This window comes from Streptomyces sp. NBC_01408, assembly GCF_026340255.1.
Classification (GTDB): Bacteria; Actinomycetota; Actinomycetes; order Streptomycetales; family Streptomycetaceae; genus Streptomyces.
Window position 1 is genome coordinate 446,080 of the sequence record NZ_JAPEPJ010000002.1, and the last position, 24,052, is coordinate 470,131.

The window sequence follows — 24,052 nt, forward strand, 5'->3', positions numbered from 1 at the left end:
GCCGCCGAGTTGACCGGCCGAAGCGTCCTCGTTCCCCATGCGACCCCGCTCGTCTCCCGCGTTAAAGCCTGCGTCATATTTTGGCAGGTCTTCTCGGGATGGTCACAGGGCCCTCGCTAGGACACGATGTGCCGCGCGCCCGGCCCCGCCCAAGTCCCGCCTTCACGCCAGGCGAGGAGCACGCTGAAAGCACCGTCGACCGCGTTGGCCACCCACGGCTCCGTCGGTTCGTCGGCCAACACGATGACGAGGAACTCCGCCTGACCCTCCGTACGCAGGTGGGACACCTCCATGAGGTGGAGTGCCGACTCCCGGATGGACGGGTACGTTCTCTCCTCACTGCCCAGTACGTCGAAGAGCACGGTGCCGTCGGCCCGCGTGCACCAGGCGTCCACGAATACGTTCTCCCCGACCCCAGGTGCGCTGTCGTAGAGGTCTGCGAGCAGGCGGTGCCGGAGCGCTTCGTGGGATCGGTTGGCCCGCGCCGCCACCGTGCGCTCAGCCACAAGGCGTTCCAACCCGGCGTTCGCCTCAGCTGGCCACTCCTCCGCCGCCCGCTCCTCTTCGACTGGTCGGGGTGCCGGGTCGGTGGTGAGCATGATCGCCCTTCGGGGCTCGGGGACGGGGCAGGGCAAGGCCGGCGGTCTCCGGTACACGTCCGTACCTGGTTCACGCACGGTGAGCAGGGAGCGGCCGTCGGCTGAGATCCGCCACTGGAAGCGGCTGCCCTTGACAATGACACGAGTCTCGAACAACTCGATGTCCGCGGTGCTCAGATCATCGGCGAGCGCTGCGCGCATGGCATGGACGAAGGCTTCGTCGGCCATACCGCGGATCTGCCCCACCCGTTCGTATCCGGCACAGGCCGAGGCGGTGGCATGCAGCGTCAAGGCGTCGAGCAAGCGAACCTGCTCGACGGCGCCCAGCGGCGGTCCGCTCTCCCGCGCCGACGCAGTCAGGGCCGATCTCCGCGCGGCCCGGGCGTCCTTGCCGACCCGGGACGCGACGCCCGCTTCGAGCTGCGCGAAACTCCGCTCCGCGTGCACGGCGTCGTAGCCCGTGATCGTGTCGGCCTCGGGACTGAGCACGATGCGAAATCCCGCCAGGTCCAGCGTCCAGGCGCCGTCCGCGGCGCGCAGGTGCCGGGCTCGCCCGATGAACGAGGCCAGCATGGCGTGCAGTTCCACCGCCGCCTCACGCAAGCTGCCCCGGTGCCGCGCGACGAACGCCCCGCACGCTCCCGAGCTGACCCGCACGGCGGCACTCTGCCGCGCGTCGAGGTCAAGACGGCCCTGGTCTCGCGCACCGACCGGTGGGACAAGGTGGCGGGGCTTGGCCACGGCCACAGGTTCAGCAGTACGGAAGCCTCCGCAGGGGGCCGTCCTGCACCACTTGTCCGCGTGGTGAGTGGAATGGGTGCACGGAGTCCCGTCGGCAAAGTACCGGCTGCACAGGCTCGCCGCGGGATCCGCAGCGGAGCCCTCCGCGTCACGCGGGGCAGGAGCCGGAGGGGCAGTGGGCCTGGGAGGTCGGCTCGGGCCGCCGATCTGCGGGGGCAGCGGCAGGGTATGGACCACTGTTAGCGACTGGGTACACCGCGTCAGCGCGACGTACAGATGCCTCAGCCCCACGGACTCGCCCTCGACGATCTCCGCGGGTTCCACCACCACGACGTGGTCGAATTCGAGCCCCTTCGCCTCGGCCGGGGTGAGGACGGCGAGGTTCACGAGACCCTCCGGACCGAGCGCGCGCGCCATGTCGCCGCTCCACGTACCGCCCGGCGGCACGATCACGCCGACCGAACGTTCGCCCCCTCTGCCGGGCGTGCTCGCCCGCAGCCGTGCTACGGCGTCGGCGGCCAGAGTGCCCGCCTCCGTCCCCTGGACCACCGCCACGTCAGTACCTGTGTCGCGAACCGAGACGGGCACTGCCACGCCGGGCGCGCAGTGCGCCCCCAGCAGGGCCACGAAATCCATGACCTCTCCCGGTACGCGGAACCCCGTCAGTAGCTGGGTGACCCGCCATCCGTCCCGGCTCGCGAGCAACCGCCCGAGCCCGTCCCAGTCCTGGTGGAGGTACGGTCCGGTCGACTGCGCGAGGTCTCCAAGTACCGTCATCGAACCGCTGGGGCAGCGGCGTGCCAGGGCCCGGGCTTCCATCGGCGTGATGTCTTGTGCCTCGTCGATGACCAGGTGCCCGTACACCTTCCGGGGGCGCCCGCCCAGTACGTACTCCAACTCGTCGAGAAGGACCAGGTCTTCGCGGCTTGGCTCGGTCCGTGAGCGCGCCGTACGGCTCCCCGGACTGGGCCCCAGGTGGGGTGCGGTAAGCAGGTCCTGTTCGAGGGCCGACAGAATGCCCTCGGCCGCCCGGCCGAGGGCGGCCCCGCCAGCGAACAGTCCGCGCAGCACGTCGTGGGCCGCGAGGCTGGGGCAGATCCGCTTGAGGAGGCGCGCGACAGGGCGGGCCCTGCCTATCTCGGCCAGGTAGTCGATGTCGGCGGGGCCGGGCAGCAGCCCGACGTAGACATCGGTCAGGTGCTGTGTGATCTGCTGTACGCACCGCTCCCGGCGCACCTGGTACGGACTGTCGCCGGCCAGCGCCGCACCAGCGATCTCCGCTATCTCCTCCACGGGGACGACGACTTCGCGGCGGTTCAACTCGAAGGTGAATACCGGCCCACCCACCAGTGCGGTCAGTCGCTCGGCCGAACTCATCGTCTCGCAGTCGACGGCCCTGCGCAGTACCGCGGCCATCCTCGGGTCAGCCTTCAACGCGGCGACCGGACGCGGGTCGCGCGGCGACGCTGCCGCCGACCACAGCGCGGGGAGTTCGAGCATCGACACGTCGTCGCTGCCGAGTTCGGACAGGGTGACGCCCACATAATCGAGGAATCCCCGGTTGGGTCCGATGACGAGGATGTCCTTGGCCGTCCGGTGCTTGTTGTCCAGCAACCAAGTCACGCGGTGCAGGCCGACCGCGGTCTTGCCAGTGCCCGGACCTCCCTGGATCACGAGCACGCCCGCGGGCTCCTCCGCCACGAGCTGAAGCTGTTCCCGCTGGATGGTCTCGACAATGTCGTGCATGAAGCCGTCGCGCGCGCGGTCCAACTCCTCGAGAAGCGGATCACGCCACGCCGGTTCCTGGGCCGCCGTGTCCGGCGCGGCAGCGTCGACCCGTCCCGCCGGTGCCGCTGGTACCACTGCTGGTTCCGCTTCGGATCCGTGGAGGTCGAGATAGCGCTTGACCAACTGCTGATCGCAGATGATCTGACGCAACAGCCGCACCTGTCCCGGATCCCGCTCGCTGGTCAGCCGCCAGTTCACTGCGGCCTGTGAACTCCAGGCGACCACGACGGGATTGCTCTGCTCGTCACGCACCACCCGGCGCCCGACGTAGAACGTGTCGCGGCCCTCACCCTCGTCGACATCGGCCCTCATGAAGACGAGGGACTTGCCTCCTATCTCGAGCGATGCCAGCTCCCGCTCCCAGGTCCGCCGGGCATCGATGGAGTCCTTGCCGCTGGCCGCAGCGTCGAGGCCGCTCAACTCCAACGCCTCCTGCCGGGCCCGCTCCAAGCAGGAGTACGCATGGTCGACCGCGCGCTGTTCAGCAGCGAGCACGGCCGCACGGCGAGTGTGCTTCGGCATCCTTGCTCTCCCCCTCCTTCTCCATGCGACGCAACGGGTCGGCGGACACGGCGGATGTCCCTGCTGTAGGAACTCTGGTCGACAACCCGTTTACCAGGAGCTTCATTGTTGATCACAGCCAGGCTCCCCAACCCATCTACCTCGCACCCAGATTGGAAAGGGTTCAGCGCAGCCCCTACTCGGCGGGGGAGGGCCCGCCCCAGCGGGCAGGGTCAACATCCTTGCTCTGGAGAAAGCGCTGCATCGGGATCGAGACCGGCTGCTCCACGGTGAACTCTGTCCCGTGCCGTCGCTCCAGCTCCTCCCACACGCGATCGAGAAGACCTCTTCCCCGCTGGAAGGGGTGGATCCAGAACCAGGTCAGACACTTCTCTTCCAGGTCGAACCCCACCGCGCCGCATGCAACGGGCGACAGCATGATCACGTCCCTGGAGTTGATCAACATCACCTCCTGACTGCTGTCGCTGCCAGTAGCCGTGAACTGGAGGAAGTCGAACCGAAGCTCGCGCTTGAAGTAGCTGGCGAACTGCTCAGCGACCTTCCGCAGCCGCATGTCGTCCGTGGCCACGATGAGGCACCCGCCAATGACATCCTCGTCGGCGACGAACGGCAGCGGCACCATGTCGATCAGGTACTTCTGCCGGAACCCGTTCTCTCCATCCCAGTGAGCCCTTTCCAACCTCAGGTTGAGGCGTGGTGGAGAACGAGGACGGCTTTCACGATGTCGGTGATCCGGTTGGTGCTGCAGCGGAGTCTCCGGAGGATGCGCCAGCCCTTCAGGGTGGCCATGGCTTGCTCCCCGAGGCAGCGGATCTTGGCGTGGCTGCTGTTGTGACGGCGCTTCCATCGCTTGAGGCGGCGGCCCCGGAACGGCACTCGAACGGGTCCGCCGGCTCCTTGATATGCCTTGTCCGCCCAGCATTTGAGGCCCTCCGCGGTGAGGGTTTCGATGATTCCGTGCTGCCGGGCGGCGGTCAGATCGTGGGTTGAGCCAGGCAGTGCCGGCGAGGCCCAAAGCAGGCGTCCGAAAGGATCGGTGAGGACCTGGACGTTCATGCCGTGACGTTTGTGTTTCCCCGAGTAGTACGGGGTGTCGGCGGCGATGCGGTCGATGGGCAGCAGGGTGCCGTCGAGGATGACGAACGCTTTGGTCCGGATCGTCTTCATTGCCTTGGCCAGGGACGGGGCGCGGGCGGCCAGCACCTCGATCGCCTCGCGTATGTAGCGGAACACGGTCGCGATCCCGATGCCGAACCCGGCGGCGAGCTGGGCGTAGGTGTCGCCGCATCGCAGGTGCGCCAGGGCCAGCAGGGCCTGGCGGCCAGCGGGTAGGCGCCCCCACCGCGTCCCGATCTTCCGCCGCCGGGCGGTAAGTTGCCCACTCAGATACCTCAGGGTGCGGCCGGACAGATCGATCGAGGACGGGTAGACAAGCACGCGACACTCCCGGCAGACACGGTCATCTTGGTCGAGAACCGGTCTACCAGGAGCTTCGTCGTTGCGCAGGAATGTCCAACTCACGATCAGCGTCGCGAGGTTGCAAAGAGCTCAATGTGCCGGTGCTGCCTCCGCGGATCCCCGGGGCGCACCGGTCGTCCTGCGCGGCCCCGTTTGCGCGATGCGTCGGGCGAGTCACGCGCCGGTCGGCACGCCCGCGTTGACGAGGATGTCGCGTGCCGGCAGCGCGACGCTCTGTGCGGCGGTCAGGCCGGACACAGCCAGGTGGGCGTCCACGATCCGAAGGCCGACCGCGTATCCGGCCAAGTCCGGCAGCCCGACGGGTTCATGCCCCATGAGCTCCGCGGTAGCGTCGCCGTACACGTACGGCGGCAGGTTCTGCATCCCGGCCACATCGATCGCGGCCACGACCTTCTCGTAGGCGTCGTCCAGTTCCGCGCCGGACAGCACCGTCGTCCAGGGGCCCAGGGCCTGCTCGCCGGCCAGTTCCCGTACGAACGCCTCTGCCAGCCCTTCGGCCACGACCTGCTCGCCGACCGTGACCGTCCCAGGATCCCAGACCGCGTTGGCGTAGCGCACGTTGTGGTGGAGCTCGTGCGCGGCGGCGTGGCCGATCTTCGCCAGGCTGGTCTCGGTGGGCCACATCACCAGATGGATCGCCCCCGGGAAACCGCCCATGCCGAAATAGCGGCCAGTACGAACCGTCAGGTGGTGGTCATCGGGGTCGCCGAGCACCAGGACGACATGAACGGTCTCGGCGCTCCTGGCCTCGGGCACCGCACCGTTCAGCCGCTCCCACGCCGCGGCGAGGCGGTCCTCGATCTCGTTCCACACTCCCGCGTCCTGCATCTGCCTCAGGGCCGTCAGGTAGCGCGGGTCCTCACGATCGATCCGGAAGCCACTGCCCATCTGGTGCATCTGAACCGCGTCCACATCGCCCACCACGGACATCGCGCTCTGTAGCGGGCTGAGTATTTCTCGTAGGGCGTCGGGCCGCTCCTCCAACGGGCGCTGCAGGAGATCGAACATGGCGGACGCCGTGTCATGCACAACAATCTTCATGACCTGGGACCGTAGGGCCTCCCGTTACGGGAGGGTCAAGGCGTGCAGACAGAGATCGATCAAGGACGGGTAGACAAGCACGCCACACTCCCGGCAGACACGGTCATCTTGGTCGAGAACCCGTCTACCAGGAGCTTCGTCGTTGCGTAGGAGCGTCCAACTCGCGCTCAGCATAGTGAGGTTGGAAAGAGCTCACTGGCCCGGGGAATGGGCACCTTCTATAAGGACTGCGACCACCCGGCATCCCGCTGGGCGCGATGCCCGCACTTCTACAAGGTCCGCTACAGGGGCCCCGGCGGAAACCAGGTCGAGGAGTCGGGCTACCTGACGCAAGACGCAGCCATCGATCGACTGACCAGTGTCTACAAAGCGAAGAAGGCCGCCCCGGCGAAGCAGGCGAAGAGCGAGCGCATCGAGAAGTACGGTCAGATGCGGTTCCGGGAGTACACCGCCGAATGGAGGGCCGGCCAGCGTCACCCGGCCGCAGTGTCGCTCAGCCACCTCGACTCACTCCTCCAGCACCACATCTTCCCGGCCCTCGCGACCCGCCGGATGAGCACGTTCGACCACAAGGTGGTGGATGGCTTCATCCGGACGATGGAGCGCGACGGCGTGGGCCTCGCAGCCCAGTCGAACGCCTACGACAAGCTGAAGTCGATACTCCTCGACGCCCACCGGTTGAGGCTCTTCGACGACAACCCGCTCCTGGGCGTCAAGCCGCCGCAGTACGACCCCAAGGGTGCCGTCATCCCCTCCTCTGCCCAGCTCCAGGCCCTGCGCGGAGCCGGGGACGACACCTTCCGGCTCGTAGTGGATCTCATGAGCGGCTGCGGACTCCGCAATGGCGAGGCCGCCGCGGTCAACGTCAACAACATCGTCGCCGACGACGTCTACCGCGTCACCGAACAGGTCAACCAGACCACCAGGACATACGACCGCCCTCAACGCCCACAGCGCACATAATGCACGCTGCCCTAAACCGCAGGTCAGAGGCCCTCTGCGGTCGGTTCAAGGATCGCGACGCACTCGACATGATGGGTCATCGAGAACGGGTCAACGGACTCCTGTCGACCAGCCCGGCGTTACCCATTCAGCCCAGTCCGGGTAGGTCAAGCCCGGCCCGGGCCACGCCTGACACCGAACTGGGCCGTTCCGACTTCTCTGCCGCTCCGTTGTGAGCCGTCAGAGAGGATGGGTCTCGTGCCCAAGAAGATGGACACAGCCCTTCGTAGCCAGGCCGGAGGCGAGGGGCTGAAGTCCGCGACGTCTTCCGGGGGACATCAGACGGGCCAGCTTGGCGCCGTCGACCCGTCCAACCCTTCGTCCGCCGAGATCAGGCCCTCGTCGGACAGTCATGAGGAGATACTGAAGGCGGCCGGCGCCGTGCGCTTGCCGATCCGGGTCTGGAGCATCCACAGGGTGCCGCGTTCGATGGTGAACTCGATGTCGCACAGGTCCCGGTAGCGGTCTTCCAACTGTTGCATGTACGCGCACAGTTGCTGGAACGAGGTCGGGTCGAGGGTGGCCAGCTCGTGGATCGGCACGGCATTGCGGACACCCGAGACAACGTCCTCGCCCTGTGCGTTGGGGAGGTAGTCGCCGTAGAGGCCACGACATCCGGTGACCGGGTCGCGGGTGAAGGCGACGCCGCTGCCGGAATCCGTACCTAGGTTCCCAAACACCATCCGCTGGATGGTGACCGCCGTGCCGAAGTTGTCGGCGAGGTGTTCACGCCTTCGGTAGCGGCGGGCACTCTCTCCGCTCCACGAGGTGAAGCACGAGGTGAAAGCTGCGCGAATCGCCTCGCGCAGCTGCTCGCGCGGGTCCTGCGGGAACTCACGGCCGGTCCGCTCGAGGACGAGGTCCTTGAAGGACTCGATGACCCTGATGAGGTCGCAGGTGTCCCGCCGGGAGTCGTCGACAACATGGTGCTGGTCCTTGACGCGCCGGAGCACGCCTTCGAACTGTGTGCCGTCGACCCCCATGACGACACTGCCGAACATCTGCACGAGGCGACGGTAGGAATCCCAGGCGAAGCGCTCCCGCTCGGGCGTCTTGCCCAGTCCGAGCACCGACAGGTCGTTCAGGCCGATGTCGAGGATGGTCTCCATCATGCCCGGCATGGAGAAGCGCGCTCCCGAGCGGACCGACAGCAGCAGCGGGTCGTCGACCTGTCCCAGCCTCTTGCCGGTGGCTCGCTCCAGCGCTGCCAGGTGTTCGTCGATCTGGCGGTCCAGGTCGTCCGGTGGCTCGCCGGTGGCAAGGAAAACCCGGCAAGCCTCGGTGGTGATGGTGAAGCCGGGCGGAACGGGCAATCCCATGCGTGCCATCTCAGCCAGGTTGGCACCTTGACCGCCGAGCAGGTCGGCCATCTCACGGCCGCCCTCGGCGAAGTCGTACACGTAGGTACCCATGACTGCCACCAGTTTCTTCGACGGAATCGCGCTCTGTTCTCCACACTGGCTGACCGGGCCCGCGTTCCGAAGGGGCCGGACGACCCTTCCTGGGGACATCCGGCCCCCTGGCCGCAGGTCTCGGCGTGCAGGCGGTTCCGGCTGCGCGCCGGAGCTGAGCAGCACCGCAAGCTGGGCCCGGGCTCGGGTGCCGCTCCCCTGCCGTCCCCCGGCCGCCGGTGGTGCCGCCCGGTGGCCGCAGAGTGAGGCCGGAGCTGCGGTGCATACAGCGAGGCCCGTCCGACCGGCAGGTCCGCTCAGCCCTCCTCGATCCCTGCCTCGCGGCCCCAGGCCCGGTAGGCTTCCAGAGCCGTGGGCAGGGTCGGGTAGATGCGGCCCGCGCCCACGGAGGCGGTGAGCCCGTAGGCGTCCAGGTCCTCTCGGAGTTCCTGCTTGACCCTGGCCAGAGCGAAGACGATTCCGCGGTGCTCGAGTTCCTGGCGGAGTGCGTCCACGGCGTCCAGGGCAGTGATGTCCACCTCGGCGTTCGCCTCGGTGTTGAGGACGAACCAGCGGGCCGGCGGCGTCTGTGCGTCGACGGCGGCCAGGGCCCGGCGGCGGAAGTTCTCGGTGCGGGCCAGCAGGGGGCCCAGGAACAGCAGGACCAGCAGCACCGCGAGTGCGGCGAACAGGGAGTACACCTGGCTCCCGGCCTGCGAGGACCAGGCCAAGGCGGTCCGGCTGGCGCTGCTGCTGACGGGGAACCCGTGCAGGACGCCCGCTCCCAGGTTCGCCGCCCCCAGCGCAAGGAGTTCACGATTGGGAGCCAGCGATTGCGGATCCGCCCGGCCGGCGAAGGCCCAGGCGATCAAGATCACGTCCGAGTGTCCGACGAGGAGGACACCGAGCGCCGGGAGCACCAGCTGCGGCAGGTCGCCGAGCGGCGGGAGGGCGGGCAGCGGCAGCCCGGAGGGCACGGAACCGATCAGGGCGATCCCGTACCTGTCGTCCAGTCCGAACACCGCCACCACCGCGGTGGCAAGGACCAGTGCGAGCAGGGAACGCGGAACGAGACGCCAGTACCTGGGCAGGGCGAAGAGCACGGCCAGGACAGCCAGGGCCAGGCAGACGGTCGGCCAGAGAACGTGCCCGAGGTTCAGGACGAACGAGCACAGCTTCGGCAGGAAGTCCTGGATCGGTTGGGACGCGCTGGCCGGTGTCACCGTCGCCGCCTATCTGGTGCCCCAGGTCATGGCGTATGCAGGGGTGGCCGGGATCCCGCCCGTTGCAGGGCTTTGGGCCGTGCTGCCCGCCATCGTGCTCTATGCCTTGATCGGTTCCTCGCGGTTGCTGTCGGTCGGACCCAAGTCGACCACCGCGCTCATGACCGCCGCCGCCCTGGGACCGCTCGCCGCGGGAGACCCGGGCCGGTACGCCGTGATCGCGGCGGCCCTCGCCGTGGTGGTCGGCCTCTTGTGCCTGGTGACTTGGGCCGTGAGGTTGGGCTTCCTCGCGGACCTGCTCTCACGGCCCGTACTCGTCGGCTGCCTCGCAGGTGTCGCTCTGATCACGGACGTCGACCAGCTGCCGAGGCTCACCGGAGTACGCACGACAGGCACGGGTTGTACCCCTGCAGGCCAGCAGGCAGCAGGGACGATCCTTCACGCACGGACATCGGACTCCTCACCGACGGTGCCCTTGGCAGCGCGCCCTGCTCACCACCCGCAAATTCAGCCGTTTCCGAGAGTGGCCGCATGGTCGGGTACGGCAGTCTGAAGCTCCTTGGACGGTCGTTCGTAGCCCGTGGAAGCGGGACGGGGCGGCAGGGTCAGCGACGGCAGGGCCACGTCCGTGTAGGGAACCGAGGACAGCAGGTGGGCGGTCATGTTGAGTCTGGCGCTGCGCTTGTCGTCGCTCTCGACCACGTACCACGGGGCGTCCGTCGTGTCCGTGTGGACGAACATCTCGTCCTTGGCGCGGGAGTACGCCTCCCAGCGCGTCAGGGACTCCAGATCCATCGGGGAGAGCTTCCAGCGCCGCAACGGGTCCTCCACACGGCGGCGGAAGCGTTCCTCCTGGACCGCGTCACTCACGGAGAACCAGTACTTGCGGAGCAAGATCCCGTCCTCGACCAGCATGCGCTCGAAGACAGGGCACTGGCGCAGGAAGCGCTGGTGCTCGGCCGACGTGCAGAAACCCATGACGTGTTCCACGCCGGCGCGGTTGTACCAACTGCGGTCGAACAGAACGATTTCCCCGGCGGCGGGCAGGTGCTCGACGTACCGCTGGAAGTACCACTGCGTGCGCTCCCGCTCCGTCGGAGTGGGCAGAGCCGCGATGCGCGCCACGCGGGGGTTGAGGTGCTCGGCGACGCGCTTGATCGTGCCTCCCTTGCCCGCCGCGTCACGGCCCTCGAAGACGACGACCAGGCGGGCGCCTTCCACCCGCACCCATTCCTGAAGCTTGACCAACTCCGTCTGGAGCCGTAGCAGCTCACTCTCGTAGACCGCCTTCGTCAGACCCATGGCCGTCCCCTCCTCGTCGTCGTCCGGTGTTGCGATCAAGTCAGTCACGGCCCGCATCGGCGCGCAACGATGTCCCTCTGGGCCGGGGCGTGTCGATACGCTGACACCGGACGGGACGGACAGGCGGAGGAGAAGCGCGTGAGTGTGGGGGATCCGTTGAGTCAAATTCCGCGGATGCGGCTGGACGAGCTGCTCGACGAGCTCCAAGTGCGCATCGACGCGGTGCGCGGCACCCGCGACCGGGTGCACAGCCTGCTGGAGGCCGTCGTGTCGGTCGGGCGTGAACTGGATCTCGCCCAGGTGCTCCGGCGGATCGTGGAGGCGGCCGCCCTGCTGGTCGACTCCGAGTACGGCGCGCTGGGCGTCATCGGCCCCGACGGCCGCACCCTCTCGCAGTTCCTGACCGTGGGGCTCACCGAAAAGGAGATCGCGGAGATCGGCCCCCTCCCGGCCGGTCACGGCCTGCTCGGGGAGGTCATCCACCACCCGGAGCCCCTGCGCCTCACCGACCTCGGCGCGCACTCCTCCTCCTACGGCTTTCCGGCTCACCACCCTCCCATGCGCACGTTCCTGGGCGTGCCGATCCGGCCCCGCTGCACCTCCGGGAGCACATGGCTGGACAACAGCACGGTGCGGCCGTCGGCCGCAGCCTGCTCCATCAGCTCGAAGAACGTCTCCTGCACCAGAGGGTCCAGCCCCTCGGTCGGCTCGTCCAGTACCACCAACCGGGGATCGTGCTGCAGCGCCTGCACCAGGCCCAGCTTCTGCTTCATGCCCCGCGAGTACCCGCCGACCGTGCGCCGCAGGACCGCGGGCGTCAGTCCCAGCCGCTCGCACAGCTCGGCTCGCCGTGTGCAGGGCCGGCCCTGGAGGGAACACAGCAGGTCGAGGGTTTGCGCCCCGGTGAGCTCCGGGTACAGCCGCAACTCACCTGGGAGATAGCCGAGTTCCCGAGCCACCCGGCGGTGATCGGCGAGCGGGTCCATCCCCAGCACCCGCACATGCCCGGCCGTCGGACGCAGCAAGCCGGTCAGGCACCTGAGTGTGGTGGTCTTGCCGGCCCCGTTCGGCCCGAGGAAGCCGAACACCTCGCCCGGACCGATGCCGAGTGTGAGTTCCTCCACCCCGACCACTGCCCCGTACCGCTTGGTCAGTCCTCTGAGCTCGATCGCGTCCATGGCGCCCACCCCACCAGTCTGTGCCCTGGCCCGGACCGACGCGCAGTGACCCGGGAACGGCCCCTACGGCGCCACCGAAAGTACCCCCCGGAGGTACTCATGCTCGCTCGGAATATACCCCCGGGGGCAATTCTCGCGAGAGGGACCTTCGTCTCCGCCCCGCTGGCCGGGCTCGACGTGCCCGCCTACTACGCCCACATGGCCCGGCCAACGCCGCGGGTCCGGCGTCGGCCGACCTCACCGCGCCTCCCGTGGCGGACGCCGCCGGCATCACCGCCCGCCTGGCCGCCGGGCTGTGGGGGGCGACCTGCACAACCGCATCGCGTTCGCCCGGGGGCACGTGGCCGGATCGTCCACTGCGTGGGCGGGATGCGCGCGGGGATCGCGGCTCCCCTACTCGACGCCGCCGAACTCGATGTCGTGGCCGACGACGATTCCTTCGACGCCGCCCGGAGCACGGGCCTCCCGATGGTCACCGGACCCCGTTCCGACAGCTGACGGCTCGCCCTCCCCGTTCCCGACGAGAGCAGGACCCGATGATTGCCATTCGTGGGTGGTGCGCGCACGCCGACCCGGCCACCCGCGTCCCGGTGCCACTCGCCCACCACGCCAGGTGGCACCAATGACGCGAAACATCACGCAAAGTGTCATCCTGGCGGGTGGGAATCCTGTTCCGCAATAGCGCCAGGATCCGGTAATCGAAGCCCAGCGGGCTGTGCTGGAGGGCTGGGTGGGTTGTCGTGCAACGAGGCAGGCTCTGACTCAGGGGTCGCGGATTGTGCTGGAGTGTGCGGACGGACACTCCGGACGCACGGCGGAATGTGGCAACGGGTCACGGCCGGCCGCTTGTGCGGTAGCAGCTCGCGTATTTGTGGCCAGAAGAGCCCAGGGCTCTGAGAGGGCGGTCCGTGAGCTGGCGCAAGACCGCGACCGTGTACCGCCTTCGTTGACCGGGAGAGAAGTATGACCATCAAGGACATCGGGCCGGAGCCTCAGAGCTTCGATCTGGAGAAGGCGACGCTCGAGAACACGAACTATCGCGCCGTCGCCTGGTCTGGGAAGTACCTTCAGCTGACCCTCATGTCGATCCCGGTGGGTGAGGACATCGGCTTGGAGGCGCACCCGGAGACTGACCAATTTCTACGACTCGACGCAGGCCGGGGCCGCGTCCAGATGGGCCGCGCGAAGGATCGACTCGACTTCGACCAGGAGGTCGAGGATGGTTGGGCCATCTTCGTACCCGCCGGTACTTGGCACAACGTCACCAACATCGGTGACGAGACCCTGCAGCTCTACGCCGTATACGCACCGGTCCATCACGCGTCGGGCAAGATCCATGCGACAGCCGCCGACGCGGAGCGCGACGAGGACTCAGGCGGCGACGAGCCGGCGAGCTGGTCGGCCCAGCCTGACCAGCAGCCATCGGACGAGCACGCCTGACCAGCGAGGGCTTATCGCGACAGTAGTTCCTGGCCCCGAGGCGAGCTGGGAGAATCACGATCTTCCCTTCCGCCCGACACCCATCTGGCCGCTGTCGACCGCTTCGAAGGGTTGGGGCACGTCTTTCGCGGTAGTGCCTGGGAAGCGGCCTGAGGCTGGCGTCAGCCTGCGTGCAGCCTCGACCGTTCGTTCTCCGGTGCAAAAGCGTTCCAAGAAGGCCGATGCCACGCTCTCCCCGTCCGAGCTGGACGACGAGATTGCCAAGGCCGCGCGCTCTTGCCCCGGGTGCCGCAGCTGTCACCGCCCACCCGATGCTCCTGTAGATCCACATGCCGAGGAACAGGCCCAGCCGTGGGCCGGCATGCAGGTGACGTCAGGCTGTTTCAGTATGGAAGTCGGGTCGGACGTGTCTCTGTCCACGGAGGTGAGTGCGATGACGCTTCCCGCGCGGCTCCGGACCGGTGGCCCGATGGAGCCGGACGCGTTCTTCGGCCGCACGCACCAGTTACTGGGTTTGCCATGGGCGCGGCAGGCGCCGGTCCGGCCGATGCGGGTACCAGACCTGCTCCCAGCGGGCATTGCCAGGCCCCACGCGTTCAACGGCCGGCACCGTGGTCAGGAGCCGAAGCTGTCCCTGGCAGCGGCCGGGATCGGGATCGACCGCAGCGCGTGGGAACAGGCCCCGATCTCCTCAGGCTGCAGGGAGCGGGGCCGTGCCCAGCGGGCGGTGCGCCGGGCAAGGGTCAGCGCGACCACCTGGGTACCGCGATGAGGACGGCCACGACGCCGGACCCCACCACAGGCAGGACTACCGACGGTGCAGGAGGATCGGAGAGTGCGGCCAAGCCGTCGATCCTCACCTTGACGATGAATCCTGCGGTCGATCTCTGCTGGGAGGTCGGGCACCTGGAGGGCATCGGCAAGAACCGCGCCCGGGTCAGGTCGGTGGCCGCCGGGGGTGGAGGGATCAACGTCGCCCGTCATGTCGTGCGGCTCGGAGGACGAGCCACCGCCGTCCACACCGCCGGAGGCGAGGTCGGCCTGCGCCTGAACCGGCTGCTGGACGAAGAGGGCATCGACCACGTCGCCGTCGACATCGACGACGACACCCGCGAAGCACTCGTGCTGTTCGAGGCCGAATCGCGCCGCGGCTACCACATCGTGCCACCCGGCCCGCACCTGCACGACCACGAGGGGCGGCGATCCCTGGATGCGCTGGAGCGGGCCGTTGGCGGTTGCCCGTACGTCGTGGCCAGTGGCAGCCTGCCCGGCGGCTTGCCCGACGACTTCTACGCGGCCGTCTCCCGCCGCGTCAGGGAAGCCGGATCCCGACTGGTCCTGGACACCTCCGGGCCGGCGCTTCGCGGAGCGCTCGCGGAGGGCGTGTTCCTGCTCAGGTGCAACCGCACAGAGGCCGAGAGCCTGACCGGCCGGCCGGTCCGCGGCTTCGACGACGCCCGGGTCCTCAACGAGCACCTGCTCACCACGGGGGCCGCCGAGATCGCCGTCACCACCCTCGGAGAACTGGGCGCACTGTGCTCGACCGGCCACGGCCACACCGAGCTCTACGCGCCACCGCTGCCCGGCGAGCCCCTGAGCGACGCCGGGGCAGGAGACAGCATGGTCGCCGCCCTCATCACACAGCTGGCCGCCGGGGACGATCCCGTCAGCGCCTCCGCACTGGGGGTGGCCGCAGCCGCCGCAGCGATGCTCACCCCCAGCACCGAACCCTTCGACCTGGACCTGGCCCGATCCCTCTGCTCCCAGGTGAGGACCGGGTTCCAGACCGATGCTCGACGCCGGGGCGTTTGACCCTGCCCACCCCCGTCACCGCGTCGGGGCGGGGCGCTGCCGGTGATGCTGAGCGACGCCAGTGCCGGCCTCGTGATGCGAGCGGGCCTGCGGTTGGGAAGACTGGAAGCATGGTGACCAAGGCAGTGCTTGAGGGCGGCCCGGACGATCTGCCCGAGCGGATCGTTCCGATCTCCGACCCCGGACAAGACCTGAAGATTCCGCACCGCGGCGGGTACGAGCATTTCAAGATCACGTCGCGGCACCAGGACAGCCCGGAGGGACAACTGGCGGTCTACGAATGGTGGGAACGGACAGAGATCGCCGAATGAAACGGACGGTCAAGGACGCTCGGCCTGTACCTCACCACGGCGGCCGATATGCGCGGGCCGACACCGCATGGTGTGCGGGATCGCCAGCCTCGATCCAGTCCACCCGCTCCCCAACGACTTCCGTCCTTCTGGTACTTCGCGACCGGCTTCCAGCCACTGCCGCTCAAAGCAGCACAGGAATCGTCTGCCCCCTCCATTGCCCTCTTGGTAGCCCGACCCTAAAGGGGGGCCCGGCCTTCGGAGCCAACATGACTCGGGCGATGGGACGAGCAGAGGAAGCCTGTGATCGGCGTCAGTGGCATCGATGCTTTCCTGGACGTGGGGCTCGTGGAACGCGTCGGCCGCGAACACGGCGGGGAGTGTCCGATGCAGATGACGGTCGCGGTCAGTGACGGGACGGCCGTATGGGCCTTCCGGGGTAGGCGGATCCCCGTGGGTGAGACCGTCGCTCGGTATGACATGCAGGGCCAGCAGTTCACTGCCGGGGATGCGGGCGGTGACCCGGGCGGCGCGGCGGGTCAGGGTGTCGCCCTCGGGGGCCGCCGGTCAGGGCGACCATGATGCGCTCGCGGGTCTCCCAGGGAGTGGTGATGCCATGCTCGGCGCGGTAGCGCTGCAGGCCTTCCTCGACTCGGTCGGCGAGCCACAGCAGGGCGAGTTCACGTAGGGCGGTGAGGTTGCCGACGCGGAAGTAGTGGGTGAGGGCGGCCTCGATGCGGTCTGACGGGTAGATCTCGCCGTGCAGCATGCGCCGGCGCAGCAGTTCGGGCGGCAGGTCCACCAGTTCGATCTGGTCCGCGCGGCGTGCCACCTCGTCGGGCAGGGTCTCGCGCTGCGGGACACCGGTGATCTGCCGGACCACGTCGCCCAGGGACTCCAAGTGCTGGACGTTGACGGTGGTGACGACGTCGATCCCCGCGTCGAGGAGTTCCTCGACGCCCTGCCAGCGCTTGCCATGGCGCGAGCCGGGCACGTTGGTGTGGGCCAGTTCGCCGACCAGGGCCACCTGAGGACGGCGGGCGAGCACAGCGTCCAGGTCCATCTCGGTGAACGTCGCCCCGCGGTACTCCATGGTGCTCCGGGGAATGGCCTCCAGCCCCTCGGCGAGGGCGGCGGCGGGCCGTCGCCCGTGCGGCTCGACGAACCCGACGACCACGTCAGAACCGGCTGCGGCCAGGCGCTGCCCCTCCTCGAGCATGGTGTACGTCTTTCCCACCCCCGGGGCGGCCCCGAGGTAGATCCGCAATCGCCCACGCGCCATCGCCGGGCTCCTGCCCGCTCGTCACACCCCCCTCGGCCCCCGCAATCCCATGGTGCGCCCAACCGCGATCCCGCGCGCAATCCGCGCGCAATCCGCGCGCGGGATCGCCGGTCAGATGCCCCTGACGCGAGAAACTGCTGCTCTCGGCGGCACGGCTTCCCCACGCGCGGTGTCGAGGACTACGGCGAGGCAGCGAGCCGGACCGTCGTCCCCGCGGACCTGGTTCGGGGGCTCAGCCTCCTTGGCCGGTGCCTCTCGGACGCTGCGCACGCGTGACCAGCACCAGGGCGAACAGCAACACCACGGTGCCGGGCATGGTGAAGACAGTGCGGTAGGCCGGCTCGACCGCGACGAGTCCGATCAGCTGGATGCCCAGCGCGATGGCGATCAGGAGCTGCGCCCAGAGGTGCTCGTCCGGGGAACGGAACGCATCCATCGCCATGCGGCACACGACGGGGCTTCCGTGCCGCCTGCCGGTCCGGTGACCCCCATCCGGTCCGAACCCGGCGGGGTCATCCAGGCGTTCGACGCGGCGGGGCTGATCGCCGCCGCCGTCCGCCACGACTGCGTCCTCGTACTGGCCCACCAGGTCGGCGACTTCGTGCCGCCCGGCACCACCCTCGTCGAGGCCCACGGCTCCGCGCGGACGCCCGACCCACGCAGGGTGGCCGGGCTCGTCGCCCTCGGAACCGAGCGCACCATCGAGCAGGATCCCGCCTTCGCCCTGCGCATCCTCGTCGACATCGCCATCCGTGCCCTCTCCCCCGCCGTGAACGACCCCACGACCGCCGTGCAGGTGCTCAACCACATCGACACGTTCCTGCACGTGGTCGGCCGTGTCCGGTTCCGCGGCCGGTACGTGCTCGCCGACGACCGGGGCCGGCCGCGACTGGTGGTGCCGGGCCGCAGCTGGGAGGACTACCTCCGGGTCGGCGTCACCGAGATCCGCGAGTACGGAGCCACGTCCCTCCAGGTGTGCAGGCGGCTCCGCGCGCTGCTGGAGGACCTGCTGGAGACCCAGCCGACCGAGCATCTGCCGGCCGTACGCGCCGAGCTCGTTCTCCTCGACGAATCCGTCCGGCGGACGTTCACCGACTCTGCCCGCCGCGCAAGTGCGCAGACCGCCGACCGGCAGGGCATCGGCGGTGGACGGCCTCCCCGGAGCGGGCATTAAGGGCGGATCAACGGAGCCTTAAGGCTTCCTGTGGCCCTCTCGTCTCCGCGTCGATGAAGACGATCGACACGAGCGCTGCACGCGTCGATCACCATCACCGGCGGGGCTTCCACCTGCGTCTTCGAACGTGCTGCGTGTGCCTCGAGCCACCGTTGAAAATGCCACGCGGCACCCGAGACCTCCTCACCGCTGGATTTGTCATGCCGCGACAAGGACTGAACTGGCGTGTGACGTCGGGCGTATGCAGGACGAGGGGGACAGCGTCCATCGGATTGAGGAGTGTCAATGTCGCGGAAACGGACTGTGAGTGTGAGGAAGAAGCTCGTGCTCTCTCTCGCCACGGGAGCCCTGGTGACCGGAGGGGTCGTCACCACGGTGGCGACCGGCAATGCCTCCGTCCCCGACGTCGTGTGTCCGGGGTCGACGGTGACGTTGTCGGGCGAGGCGGGTGCGCCGGCGGCAACCAGCGGGACGTTCCCGGTGGGGACGAAGCTGAAGGTGACGAACCTGGACAACGGTCAGGCGACGACGGTGACGGTGAACGGCCCGTCGGGCAGCTGCGTCCTGCTGAACAACGCGGCCTTCGACAAGGTGCGGGAGCCGGGCAAGAACCTGATCCGACGGGCGCGCATCGAGCGCGTGGGTGGCGGCGACGCGCCGGCCGGTGCGACAGGTCCGTCCGGTGCGGCGGGTGGACAGGCGCCGCCGGCCACCGGGGAGGTGGTGTGTCCGGGGTCGACGGTGACGCTGTCGGGCGAGGCGGGTGCGCCGGCGGCAACCAGCGGGACGTTCCCGGTGGGGACGAAGCTGAAGGTGACGAACCTGGACAACGGTCAGGCGACGACGGTGACGGTGAACGGCCCGTCGGGCAGCTGCGTCCTGCTGAACAACGCGGCCTTCGACAAGGTGCGGGAGCCGGGCAAGAACCTGATCCGACGGGCGCGCATCGAGCGCATGCGCTGAGCGACCGGAGCCGATTCGGTCCGTTGGACCTATGGCGGCAGCGGCGGTCCTTGGGCCTGGCCTAGGAGTTGTCGTCAAAGTGTCACGCCCACATCAGGAGCGATGCGAGGGTGACGGCTGCTTGGTAGGACTGGGCAGTCTTGTCGTACCGGGTGGCGATGCCGCGCCACTGCTTGAGGCGGTTGAAGCACCGTTCCACGACGTTGCGGCGCTTGTAGACCTGCTTGTCGAAGACGGGCGGGCGGCCGCCCCGGCTCCCGCGCCGGGCCCGGTTGCGGACCTGGTCGGACCGCTCCGGAATGGTGTGGGCGATGCCCCGGCGTCGCAGCCAGGTCCGGATCGCCTTCGAGCTGTAGCCCTTGTCGCCGATGACGTGGCCGGGCCGCATCCGCGGCCGGCCCGGTCCCGTTCGAGGCACCCGTATCGCGTCCATCACGGCGGTGAACTGGGTGCAGTCGTTGGTGTTCCCGCCGGTCAGGACGAAGGCCAGGGGCCGGCCCAAGCCGTCGCAGGCCAGGTGGATCTTGCTGGTCAGCCCGCCGCGGGACCGGCCGAGGGCCGGGCTGCGGAGCCCCCTTTTCGGGCTCCGGCCGCGTGCTGGTGGGCACGGACGATGCTGGAATCCACCGACACCAGCCACTCGATATCGCCCGCGGCATCCGCTTGCGCCTGGGCTGCCCGGAGCATCCGCTCAAAGGTCCCGTCCGCCGCCCACCTGCGGAAACGGGTGTGGAGGCTGGCCCACGACCCGTACCTCTCAGGCACGTCCCGCCATGCGACCCCGGTCCGGAACTTCCACACGATCCCGTTGAGAACCGTCCGGTCATCCAGCCTCGGCCGCCCGAAAACAGGCCGGGGCAACAGCGGTTGCACGAGTTCCCACTCGGCATCGGACAGTTCATGGCGACGTATCACGACACCATGATCCACAACCCAAGATCACTTTGACGACAGGCCCTAGGACCGCCCAGCCCCTTCACCATCGGTCGGTGGCCCCAGGACTCCTCTGCGCTGGCGCGGGCTCGGCCGCGGTGAACCAACCGTGCGTTCCCATGGTGCGACCGTTCTCGATGTCCGGCTGGTAGTGGTTGAAGTAGAGGAGCCGGAGAAGCCTCCCCCGACTGTTCGTCCCGGTCTTGTCGAACACCTTCTTGAGGTGATCCCTCACGGTGTGCGGGGATATCCCGAGCCGTTTGGTGATGTCGGTGTCGGACATTCCGTAGGTGACCAGCTGGGCGATCTGCCGTTCTCGCAGGGTGAGGCCGTACACATCCATCATGATTCCGACGATGTGCTCGGGACTGCTGGGCTGGATCATGACAGCGACGCCGCCGTCCGCGTCCATTCGTGCGGCAGTGACGGACAGCCACCGGCCGCTCCGGCTGCGCATGCGCAGGGAGGCATCGCCCGTCATGCGGGCCCTGCTGTGCGCGTGAAGTACGGGCTGCGGAAGCGAGGTCGACTCGGCAGGGGTTCCGACCAGCTGCTCCAGCCACAGGTGCCCGGCTGGGGTGACCCTGTCGAGCTCGCCGCCGGGGTGGAACATCAACAGGCCTGGCGCGGACGGAAGTTCAGAGTCCGCGGCGACGGCGTCGTGCCGAAGGTACGCGCTGCGCAGTGCCTGGGTGACGGACGGTGCGAGCGTCGACAGGGTGGCGATCTCGCCGTCGCTGAACGGCGCCCGGTCGCCGCCGCGGTGCAGGACCAGCGCACCCCACACCGTGCGGCCGCTGCGCAGGAGCACACGCATCTCATCGCCCATCCCGGCCGGGCGATAGACGTCGCGGTAGCGGGAGCTGGCGTGCGGGCGGTGCCGGGTGGCCTGCCACAGGCCGGCCGCGGTCCTGTCGGATTTCACCAGACCGGGGAACTGGTTGACGTCCTCTTCGCCGTACTCGATTTCCAGCAGCCGAGGCAGGTGGGAATGCGGCACGCCCCTGTGGTGAAAACCGCCGGTGTGCAGGAGCGTGGCCGGGTCGAGCGTCAGCCCGCACACACCGTCCGCTCCGACCACTGCGGGAATGATGTCGCTCACTCGGGCAAAGAGCGTCATCGGGTCTGGTAACTCCCGGCTCAGCCTCGCGATCCTCGCCTGGGCCCGGCGCAGCTCGATGCCGTTCGGTGGGGCTGGGTTCGATGGGGTCACCCGGGTCTATTACCACATCACGCCGACCGGCGAAACCCCCACTTCCAGGGATCGCCTGCCTCCGGGCAGCGGCGTTAGCGTCGTTCCGCCACGACATGCGGCGCCCCTCACGTCACCTGGAGGATCCATGCGCTTACGCGCTGCCGCGACCGTACGAAACACCGTCGTCCTGCTCACGGCCCTGTTGCTCGCGCTCGCGGCGAACGTCTCCCTCGCCGCACCGCAGGCACATGCCTACAACAAGTACTGGATCACGACGTTCACCCTGACGGGCGGATACCCGAACCCGGTCTGCGGCACGAGCAACGGACACCCGTGCGGACCCAACGGCTATCTCTACGCCGGAAGCAACTACGTCTTCTGCCGGACGTGGGGAGCCGGAGTCGACGACGGCGAGGGCAACTTCAACCGCTGGTGGCTGTGGACCGACCTCGACACCCCCGCCGGCAGCCGAGGCTGGGTGTCGGCCTACTACCTGTCCGGCCAGGGGAACGATCAGGCCGACTACTGGAACGGGAGCCGCTGGGTGCCCATCCCGAACTGCTGACGCCGTCCGGGAGGCGGGGCGGCGCACCGTATCGCTCTCGTCTCCGTACAACACTCCACAACCAATGGGGGATCCATGAGGGCCAAACGAGCCGTACTCAGAACCGCTTCCACACTCGCGATGGTGTCCGCGCTCGCGATGGGGACCGCACTGTCTGCACACGCGGCCAGGCACTCCGTCAGCTATGACGCCAACTACGCCACCTATGACACCTCGAACGGCTGGTTCGAGGTCTGCGACATGGAACAAGACGGCAAGGGGGTCTACGTCTACTTCAGCAAAACCTTCGGCAGTCGCGACACCGGAGAGTACGGCGATTCCAATGGAAGCCAGGGCGGCTGCGGCAACGGAACCGTGACGGGGTACAAGTACATGAACCTCTGTGTAGACAGATTCGGCTGGGACGAGTGCAACTCAGTGACCCTGACGCCGTAAGGAATGCCGCCCCGGCCGGCGAGCCCCGCGGTCGAAGAGGCACTCCGGCTCAGAGGACGGTCACCCGGGCGAGGGCCCAGGAGGTTTGGTCGAACGCCGTATTGGCGTTGGCGTCCTCGACGACCAGGTGCAGCAGCTTCACCCCGCGTACGTCGAGATCCACCTGCACGGGACCGCCCGCGCCGGTGAGCTTGCTGCTGGTGAACAGCGCCTTCCCGTCGCCCCGCACCGAGGCCGTCGTCGCGCCGGTGGCGGCCTGGTTCGTCGAGAAGTCGTCGATGCCGACGAGCGCGGTGAAGCGGTCCGCCGTTCCGCCGAGGTGGTAGACGATCGTACGCCGCCTCATACCTGCCACCGCCCTCGCCGTCGCCCTCGGCGCCTCGACGCTGACCGCCTGCTCCGGATCCGGCGCTGGAGACGACGCCAAAGCCAGCCAGGACGGCAAGCTCGCCGTGACGGCGTCGTTCTACCCGATGCAGTTCCTGGCAGAGCAGGTGGGCAAGGACCGCGTGGAGGTCACCTCGCTGACCAAGCCGGGCGTCGAGCCGCACGATTTGGAGATCACGCCGAAGCAGACCGCCCAGTTGGGCGAGTCCGATGTGGTCCTCTACCTCAAGAGCCTCCAGCCCGCCGTGGACAAGGCCGTCGCCCAGTCCGGCGTGAAGAATGTCGTGGACGCCGCCACCCTCACCAAGCTCGAGGAGCACGCCGCCTCGGGCGACGCCCACGACGAGCACGGCGAGGAGAAGCCTGCCGAGGAGGGCGAGGCCGGAGCCGACCCGCACATCTGGCTCGACCCGCTGAAGTACGCCGAAGTCGCCAAGGGCGTCGGGGCCGCCTTCGGCAAGGCCGACCCGGCACACGCCGCCGACTACACCAAGAACGCCGACGAACTGGCCGCCAAGCTGACCACCCTGGACTCGGAGTTCAAGGAACGCCTGACGAACACCTCCACGAGGACCTTCATCACCACCCACTCCGCCTTCGGCTACCTCGCCGAACGCTACGCCTCGACCAGGAGGGCATCTCCGGACTCGACCCCGAGTCCGAGCCCAGCCCTGCCCGCGTCAAGGAGATCCAGGAGATCGCGAAGAAGGAGAACGTCTCCACGGTCTTCTTCGAGACCCTGGCCAGCAACAAGACCGCCAAGACGCTGGCCGCGGACACGGGCCTGAAGACCGACGTCCTCGATCCGCTTGAGGGGATCACCTACAAGTCCCAGGGCAAGGACTACTTCGAGGTCATGCGCAGCAATCTGAAGAACCTCCGGGCAGCACTCGGCAGCAAGTAACAGCACACTCAGCCCAGCGGCCCGCGGGAAGCCGACACATGGTGTCGGCTTCCCGCGGGCCGTCGCACGTGAGCGAACCACCAACAGGTGACTGCCTGCGCGACGGCCATGGCACTCAAGTCAATGCTCAGCGAGACAGACCTTCCGGCTCGCGGCAAGGCGGCGGCGAACAGTCCCAGCGCGGCAATCAGACATGAGCTTGCCGACGGCGTGCCGACGAAGACCAGATGGTGTCCTGCGGCCGCCAGCACCGTCGCCATGACGGCAAAGGAGGCAGCCCGCGTCACTCCTCTCACTGACGCCGAAGCGAAAGGAGGAAGGAGCGGGGAGGGGAACAGGAAGGAGCAGGCCGTCATGACACGACCCATACTCGGCGAGACGGCATGTGCGGCGCCGCGGAATGAGA

The 24,052-nt window shown here is 68.5% G+C and carries 18 protein-coding genes and 9 pseudogenes; 14 read left to right on the top strand and 13 right to left on the bottom strand.

Translation table 11 applies throughout. From position 1 onward, the window contains the following. Positions 1–116: 116 nt before the first annotated feature. The 4 genes from OG447_RS24430 to OG447_RS24445 all read right to left on the bottom strand — a co-directional run bounded on the left by OG447_RS24430 (position 117) and on the right by OG447_RS24445 (position 6,170). Complete coding sequence (locus OG447_RS24430; protein WP_266939350.1) at positions 117–3,650, bottom strand: UvrD-helicase domain-containing protein; 3,534 nt, start codon at positions 3,648–3,650, stop codon at positions 117–119. A 175-nt stretch (positions 3,651–3,825) separates the two neighbouring features. After that, positions 3,826–4,272, bottom strand: coding sequence for a hypothetical protein (locus OG447_RS24435; RefSeq protein ID WP_266939352.1), 447 nt, complete (start codon positions 4,270–4,272; stop codon positions 3,826–3,828). Between the two features lie 59 nt (positions 4,273–4,331). After that, entirely contained in the window at positions 4,332–5,087 is a 756-nt protein-coding gene (locus OG447_RS24440; protein ID WP_266939354.1) for a transposase family protein, read from the bottom strand. Between the two features lie 195 nt (positions 5,088–5,282). Beyond that, positions 5,283–6,170 (bottom strand): DUF2268 domain-containing protein, encoded by an 888-nt coding sequence (locus OG447_RS24445; RefSeq protein ID WP_266939356.1) that lies wholly within the window; start codon positions 6,168–6,170, stop codon positions 5,283–5,285. Between the two features lie 207 nt (positions 6,171–6,377). Here OG447_RS24445 and OG447_RS24450 point away from each other — a divergent pair, with 207 nt between their 5' ends. Beyond that, positions 6,378–7,133 carry a hypothetical protein gene (locus tag OG447_RS24450; protein ID WP_266939358.1) on the top strand — a complete coding sequence of 252 codons (756 nt, stop codon included), beginning with the start codon at positions 6,378–6,380 and terminating at the stop codon, positions 7,131–7,133. Between the two features lie 309 nt (positions 7,134–7,442). Here OG447_RS24450 and OG447_RS24455 read toward each other — a convergent pair. Together OG447_RS24455 and OG447_RS24460 are read right to left on the bottom strand one after the other, a co-directional pair. After that, a pseudogene (locus OG447_RS24455) lies at positions 7,443–8,584 on the bottom strand (PEP/pyruvate-binding domain-containing protein); the annotation flags it as partial. Between the two features lie 296 nt (positions 8,585–8,880). Beyond that, positions 8,881–9,750, bottom strand: a pseudogene (locus OG447_RS24460) (SulP family inorganic anion transporter); the annotation flags it as partial. 7 nt (positions 9,751–9,757) lie between these two features. Between OG447_RS24460 and OG447_RS24465 the strand changes: the two are divergent. Next, positions 9,758–10,183: pseudogene (locus tag OG447_RS24465) on the top strand (SulP family inorganic anion transporter); the annotation flags it as partial. A gap of 110 nt (positions 10,184–10,293) precedes the next feature. Here OG447_RS24465 and ppk2 read toward each other — a convergent pair. Further along, a complete protein-coding gene (ppk2, locus tag OG447_RS24470; protein WP_266940129.1) occupies positions 10,294–11,088 on the bottom strand; it encodes a polyphosphate kinase 2 in 795 nt (264 codons plus the stop codon). A gap of 174 nt (positions 11,089–11,262) precedes the next feature. Between ppk2 and OG447_RS24475 the strand changes: the two are divergent. Beyond that, positions 11,263–11,676 (top strand): annotated as a pseudogene (locus OG447_RS24475) (GAF domain-containing protein); the annotation flags it as partial. On the opposite strand, the gene OG447_RS24480 reads toward OG447_RS24475, so the two are convergent. Continuing rightward, a complete protein-coding gene (locus OG447_RS24480) occupies positions 11,634–12,266 on the bottom strand; it encodes an ABC transporter ATP-binding protein (RefSeq protein ID WP_266939360.1) in 633 nt (210 codons plus the stop codon). The pseudogene OG447_RS24475 and the gene OG447_RS24480 sit on opposite strands and share 43 nt — an antisense overlap. Before the next feature lie 144 nt (positions 12,267–12,410). On the opposite strand from OG447_RS24480, the pseudogene OG447_RS24485 reads away from it, so the two are divergent. The 6 genes and pseudogenes from OG447_RS24485 to OG447_RS24510 all read left to right on the top strand — a co-directional run. Next, a pseudogene (locus OG447_RS24485) lies at positions 12,411–12,618 on the top strand (MBL fold metallo-hydrolase); the annotation flags it as partial. 8 nt (positions 12,619–12,626) lie between these two features. Beyond that, a complete protein-coding gene (locus tag OG447_RS24490) occupies positions 12,627–12,764 on the top strand; it encodes a hypothetical protein (RefSeq protein ID WP_266940180.1) in 138 nt (45 codons plus the stop codon). 465 nt (positions 12,765–13,229) lie between these two features. Then, complete coding sequence (locus OG447_RS24495) at positions 13,230–13,706, top strand: cupin domain-containing protein (RefSeq protein ID WP_266939362.1); 477 nt, start codon at positions 13,230–13,232, stop codon at positions 13,704–13,706. Between the two features lie 861 nt (positions 13,707–14,567). Continuing rightward, on the top strand, positions 14,568–15,518 hold the full coding sequence (locus OG447_RS24500) for a 1-phosphofructokinase family hexose kinase (RefSeq protein WP_266939364.1): 951 nt from the start codon (positions 14,568–14,570) through the stop codon (positions 15,516–15,518). A 110-nt stretch (positions 15,519–15,628) separates the two neighbouring features. Beyond that, positions 15,629–15,829, top strand: coding sequence for a DUF5988 family protein (locus OG447_RS24505; protein ID WP_266939366.1), 201 nt, complete (start codon positions 15,629–15,631; stop codon positions 15,827–15,829). 321 nt (positions 15,830–16,150) lie between these two features. Continuing rightward, positions 16,151–16,246 (top strand): annotated as a pseudogene (locus OG447_RS24510) (class II glutamine amidotransferase); the annotation flags it as partial. 21 nt (positions 16,247–16,267) lie between these two features. Here the strand turns inward: OG447_RS24510 and OG447_RS24515 are convergent. Together OG447_RS24515 and OG447_RS24520 are read right to left on the bottom strand one after the other, a co-directional pair. After that, positions 16,268–17,090: pseudogene (locus tag OG447_RS24515) on the bottom strand (sensor histidine kinase KdpD); the annotation flags it as partial. Positions 17,091–17,322: 232 nt separating this feature from the next. Then, positions 17,323–17,532 carry a hypothetical protein gene (locus tag OG447_RS24520; protein ID WP_266939367.1) on the bottom strand — a complete coding sequence of 70 codons (210 nt, stop codon included), beginning with the start codon at positions 17,530–17,532 and terminating at the stop codon, positions 17,323–17,325. Between the two features lie 39 nt (positions 17,533–17,571). Here OG447_RS24520 and OG447_RS24525 point away from each other — a divergent pair, with 39 nt between their 5' ends. Continuing rightward, positions 17,572–18,264 (top strand): DUF2254 family protein, encoded by a 693-nt coding sequence (locus OG447_RS24525; RefSeq protein WP_266939368.1) that lies wholly within the window; start codon positions 17,572–17,574, stop codon positions 18,262–18,264. Between the two features lie 375 nt (positions 18,265–18,639). After that, the gene (locus OG447_RS24530) at positions 18,640–19,227 is read left to right on the top strand and encodes a DUF5979 domain-containing protein (RefSeq protein WP_266939369.1); all 588 of its coding nucleotides are present in this window, start codon (positions 18,640–18,642) and stop codon (positions 19,225–19,227) included. Positions 19,228–19,309: 82 nt separating this feature from the next. On the opposite strand, the pseudogene OG447_RS24535 reads toward OG447_RS24530, so the two are convergent. After that, a pseudogene (locus tag OG447_RS24535) lies at positions 19,310–20,139 on the bottom strand (IS5 family transposase). 64 nt (positions 20,140–20,203) lie between these two features. Continuing rightward, positions 20,204–21,373 carry a LuxR C-terminal-related transcriptional regulator gene (locus OG447_RS24540; RefSeq protein ID WP_266939370.1) on the bottom strand — a complete coding sequence of 390 codons (1,170 nt, stop codon included), beginning with the start codon at positions 21,371–21,373 and terminating at the stop codon, positions 20,204–20,206. A 127-nt stretch (positions 21,374–21,500) separates the two neighbouring features. On the opposite strand from OG447_RS24540, the gene OG447_RS24545 reads away from it, so the two are divergent. Together OG447_RS24545 and OG447_RS24550 are read left to right on the top strand one after the other, a co-directional pair. Then, entirely contained in the window at positions 21,501–21,920 is a 420-nt protein-coding gene (locus OG447_RS24545) for a hypothetical protein (protein WP_266939372.1), read from the top strand. 120 nt (positions 21,921–22,040) lie between these two features. Next, positions 22,041–22,355 carry a hypothetical protein gene (locus OG447_RS24550; RefSeq protein WP_266939373.1) on the top strand — a complete coding sequence of 105 codons (315 nt, stop codon included), beginning with the start codon at positions 22,041–22,043 and terminating at the stop codon, positions 22,353–22,355. 49 nt (positions 22,356–22,404) lie between these two features. Here OG447_RS24550 and OG447_RS24555 read toward each other — a convergent pair whose 3' ends face one another. Then, positions 22,405–22,701: an NPCBM/NEW2 domain-containing protein gene (locus tag OG447_RS24555; RefSeq protein ID WP_266939374.1), complete on the bottom strand. Its 297-nt coding sequence runs from the start codon at positions 22,699–22,701 to the stop codon at positions 22,405–22,407. Between OG447_RS24555 and OG447_RS24560 the strand changes: the two are divergent. Next, positions 22,685–23,646 (top strand): annotated as a pseudogene (locus tag OG447_RS24560) (metal ABC transporter substrate-binding protein). The gene OG447_RS24555 and the pseudogene OG447_RS24560 sit on opposite strands and share 17 nt — an antisense overlap. The last annotated feature ends 406 nt before the right edge of the window (positions 23,647–24,052 follow it).